The organism is Streptomyces calidiresistens (genome assembly GCF_014141525.1).
In the GTDB taxonomy this organism is placed as follows: Bacteria; Actinomycetota; Actinomycetes; order Streptomycetales; family Streptomycetaceae; genus Streptomyces; species Streptomyces calidiresistens.
Genome location: NZ_VKHS01000493.1, coordinates 1 through 4,249 on the forward strand (window position 1 = coordinate 1; position 4,249 = coordinate 4,249).

The window sequence follows — 4,249 nt, forward strand, 5'->3', positions numbered from 1 at the left end:
CCCGGGGCCCCCGCGCCGCGACGCTCCCCTCCCGGCCTGCGGGCCCTCCCGCACCGTCTCCCGAGCGTGTTCCCGCAAACGCCCCTCCGGGAGATCGTGGAGGTGCGGGAGGCGCTGGAGGCCATGGAGGCAGTGGTGGTCCGGGCGCGGCGGACGGCGCCCGCCCCCCGGGGCGGGACCGACCACCCGGCGGGGGACGTGCGCCGGGCGGTGGTGAACGTGGCCCGTCGTGCCAGATGCCTGGTCAACCGTCAACTGGCCCACATCGACGAGATGGAGCGCCGCACCCACGACCCCGCGGCGCTGGAGGAACTCTTCGTCCTCGACCACCTCTCCACCCGGATGCGGCGACAGACCGAATCACTCATCATCCTCGCCGGCGGAGCCCCCACCCGCACCCGGCGCGGGACCGTGCCCCTGGCGGACGTGGTGCAGGCGGCGATCGGTGAGATCGAGGACTACCGACGGGTCGATCTCGTCGGCGCGCCACGCCCCTCCCTGCCGGGCCACGCCGCGACGGACGTCGTCCACCTCCTCGCCGAACTGCTCGAGAACGCCACCCGGTTCTCCCCCGTGGACACCCGGGTCCGCGTCACCGACCGCGCCGTCACCGGGGGCCACCTGCTGCGGATCGAGGACGCGGGCTCCGGCATGTCCCCCGCCGACCTCGAGATCGCCGGGGCGCGGGCGCGGGGGGCGCGAACACCGGGGGAGGACCTTCCGCCCGGCGGCGATCGACTGGGACTGTTCGTGGTCGGTAGGCTGGCCCGCCGACGCGGCCTCCTGGTGGACTTCCGATCCTCCCCCCACCGGGGCACCACGGTCTCGGTGCTGCTTCCGGGGGCGCTGTTGACCGCCCCGGACGCGCCCTTCCCGTCCTCCCGGGCCCCCCGGGACCCGTCCCCGGGCCCGGGGGCGCCCCGGACGTGACGCGATGCGCTGTGCACGGACGGTTGCCCCCGCACCCGTCCCGGGGAAGGCTGGCATCGCAGTCACCTACGGAGAACGGGGAGCTGGGGATGGCACTGAGCACCACACTCGACTGGCTGCTGGACGACCTGGGGGAGCGCCTGCCCCGGGTCCGCCACGTCCTGCTGCTGTCCGGGGACGGCCTGGTCACCTCGACGAGCCGGGCACTGGACCGGGGCAACGCCGAACGCCTGGCCGCGGTGGCCTCCGGCCTGCACAGCCTGGCCAAAGGGGTGGGCACGCACTTCGCCTGTGGCGGGGTGCGGCAGACGATGATCGAGTTCGACGACGGGGTGTTGATGGTGAGCTCGGCCGGGGACGGCAGTTGCCTGTGCGTGCTCGCCGGCCCCGAGGCCGACCTGGGGCAGGTGGGATACGAGATGACCCTGCTGGTCAACAAGGTCGGCGAGCACATGGGACTGGCCGCGCGCGAGGCGTGACCCGCCCCCGGGGCTCCGGGCCCGCTCTCCCGCGGGGAGGGCGACGGGGTTCCCGACGGAGCCCCCTACGGGTCGCGGACCCTCGCGCCCACCGGCGCACTCCGTACCACCAGGCCCCTCCGGACGCCCGCCGGAGGGGCTTCCGCGTTTCCCGCCGGCGACGCACGGTGTCGCCGGCATCCCCCACCGGCACGTCCCGGGGGGAAACGGGAGCGCAGGGGGCGCACAGAACTCTCCGCGCGCCCCCGACGTGCCCGGGTGGTCCCGATCCGGCGGCACCCGCCGATGACGGGAGCCCCCGATCACAACCGGCCGACGTCCGTCACCCGCACCACCGCGCGTCCCTCCGCGTCCGAGGCGGCCAGGTCCACCTCTGCCGAGATGCCCCAGTCCCGGTCCCCGGCCGGATCGGCGAAGGTCTGCCGCACCCGCCACACCCCCTCGGCCGCGGCCTCCTCGATGCCGAGCAGGGCCGGCCCGCGGGCCTCCGCCCCGGTGCCCAGTTCGTCGTACTCCTCCCAGTACCCCTCCATCGCGCGTTCCCAGGCCCCGGAGTCCCACCCGGACCCGCGGTCCAACTCGCCCAGCTCCGCCGTGCGGCCCAGGGCCGCCAGCTCCACCCGTCGGAACATCGCGTTGCGCACCAGCACCCGGAAGGCCCGGGTGTTGGCGGTGACCGGACGGGTCTGTTCGGCCCGGTCCCGGGCCTCCTCCACGGTCTCGTTCTCGTTCGGGTTGGCCAACTGCTCCCACTCGTCGAGCAGGCTGGAGTCCACCTGGCGGACCAGCTCGCCCAACCAGGCGATGATGTCCTGCAGTTCGCCCGTCTTCAGGTCGTCGGGGACGGTGTGCTCCAACGCCTTGTACGCGCTCGCCAGATAGCGCAGCACGATGCCCTCGGTCCGGGCCAACTCGTAGTGGGACACGAACTCGGAGAAGGTCATCGCCCGTTCGTACATGTCCCGCACCACCGATTTCGGGGACAGCGGGTGGTCGCCCACCCACGGGTGGCTCTTGCGGTAGACCCCGTAGGCGTGGAAGAGCAGCTCGGCCAGCGGTTGCGGATGGGTGATGTCGGCCAGCCGCTCCATCCGCTCCTCGTACTCCACCCCGTCCGCCTTCATCGCCGCGACCGCCTCGCCGCGCGCCTTGTTCTGCTGGGCGGCCAGGATCTGACGCGGGTCGTCCAGGATCGACTCGATCACCGAGACCATGTCCAGCGCGTAGCCCTCGGACTCCGGGTCCAACAGCTCGAAGGAGGCCAACGCGAAGGTGGACAGCGGCTGGTTGAGGGCGAAGTCGGCCTGCAGGTCCACCGTCAGCCGCACGATCCGGCCCTCCGCGTCCGGTTCCGGCAACCGCTCCACGATCCCGCCGTCCACCAGCGAGCGGTAGACGGCGATGGCCCGTCGGATGTGCCGCAACTGCTGCCGGCGCGGCTCGTGGTTGTCCTCCAGGAGCCGACGCATGGCGTCGAAGGCGTTGCCCGGCCGCGCGATGACCGCCAGCAGCATCGCGTGGGTGACCCGGAAGCGCGAGGTCAGCGGCTCCGGATCGGCGGCGATCAGCTTGGTGAAGGTGTCCTCGCTCCAGTTGACGAAGCCCTCCGGCGCCTTCTTGCGGACCACCTTGCGGCGTTTCTTCGGGTCGTCCCCGGCCTTGGCGAGCGCCTTCTCGTTCTCGACCACGTGCTCGGGGGCCTGGGCCACCACCAATCCGGCGGTGTCGAACCCGGCCCGGCCGGCCCGCCCGGCGATCTGGTGGAACTCCCGCGCCCGCAGGGTCCGCACCCGGTTGCCGTCGTACTTGGTCAGCGCGGTGAACAGCACCGTGCGGATCGGCACGTTCACCCCCACCCCCAGGGTGTCGGTGCCGCAGATCACCTTCAACAGACCGGCCTGGGCCAGCTTCTCCACCAGCCGCCGGTATTTGGGCAGCATCCCCGCGTGGTGCACCCCGATCCCGTGCCGAACCCAGCGCGAGAGGTTGCGACCGAAGCCGGTGGCGAAACGGAAGTTGCCGATCAACTCGGCGATCGCGTCCTTCTCGGCCCGGGTGCACATGTTGATGCTCATCAGCGCCTGGGCCCGCTCCACCGCCTGCGCCTGGGTGAAGTGCACGATGTAGACCGGCGCCTGGCGGGTCTCCAACAGTTCGGTCAGGGTCTCCGTCATGGAGGTGACGCGGTACTCGTAGGACAGCGGCACCGGACGGGTCGCCGAACGCACCACCGCGGTCGACCTGCCGGTGCGCCGCGTCAGGTCCTCCTCGAACCGGGTGACGTCGCCCAGGGTCGCCGACATCAGGACGAACTGCGCCTGCGGCAGTTCCAGCAGCGGGATCTGCCAGGCCCAGCCCCGGTCGGGTTCGGCGTAGAAGTGGAACTCGTCCATCACCACCTGGCCGATGTCGGCGTTCGCGCCGTCCCGCAGCGCGATGGAGGCCAACACCTCGGCGGTGCAGCAGATCACCGGTGCGTCGGCGTTGACCGAGGCGTCACCGGTCAGCATCCCCACGTTCTCGGTGCCGAAGATCTTGCACAGTTCGAAGAACTTCTCCGAGACCAGGGCCTTGATCGGCGCGGTGTAGAAGGTGACCTCGTCCCGGGCCAGGGCGGCGAAGTGCGCGCCCGCCGCGACCAGCGACTTCCCCGAACCGGTGGGGGTCGCCAGGATGACGTTGGCGCCCGAGACCACTTCGATCAGGGCCTCCTCCTGGGCGGGGTAGAGCGTGATCCCCCGTTCCTCGGCCCACGAGGAGAAGGCGTCGAAGAGGTCGTCGGGGTCGTTGGACTCGGAGAGCCGGTCGATGAGGGTCACCGCTCCATCTTGCCCCTCGCC

At 72.0% G+C, this 4,249-nt stretch carries 3 protein-coding genes; 2 read left to right on the top strand and 1 reads right to left on the bottom strand.

Translation table 11 applies throughout. The features are described 5' to 3' along the window. Nucleotides 1–930, top strand: a 930-nt coding sequence (locus FOE67_RS18295) for a sensor histidine kinase (protein ID WP_228474018.1), incomplete at its 5' end; no start/stop codon positions are given. An 89-nt stretch (nt 931–1,019) separates the two neighbouring features. Further along, the gene (locus FOE67_RS18300; protein WP_182665645.1) at nt 1,020–1,409 is read left to right on the top strand and encodes a roadblock/LC7 domain-containing protein; all 390 of its coding nucleotides are present in this window, start codon (nt 1,020–1,022) and stop codon (nt 1,407–1,409) included. Nucleotides 1,410–1,711: 302 nt separating this feature from the next. Here FOE67_RS18300 and FOE67_RS18305 read toward each other — a convergent pair whose 3' ends face one another. Then, complete coding sequence (locus FOE67_RS18305) at nt 1,712–4,228, bottom strand: DEAD/DEAH box helicase (protein WP_182665646.1); 2,517 nt, start codon at nt 4,226–4,228, stop codon at nt 1,712–1,714. Nucleotides 4,229–4,249 lie beyond the last annotated feature (21 nt).

Coding starts and splice junctions, on each gene's coding strand:
- FOE67_RS18300 (WP_182665645.1), top strand. CDS start 1,020: ATGGCACTGAGCACCACACTCGACTGGCTGCTGGACGACCTGGGGGAG.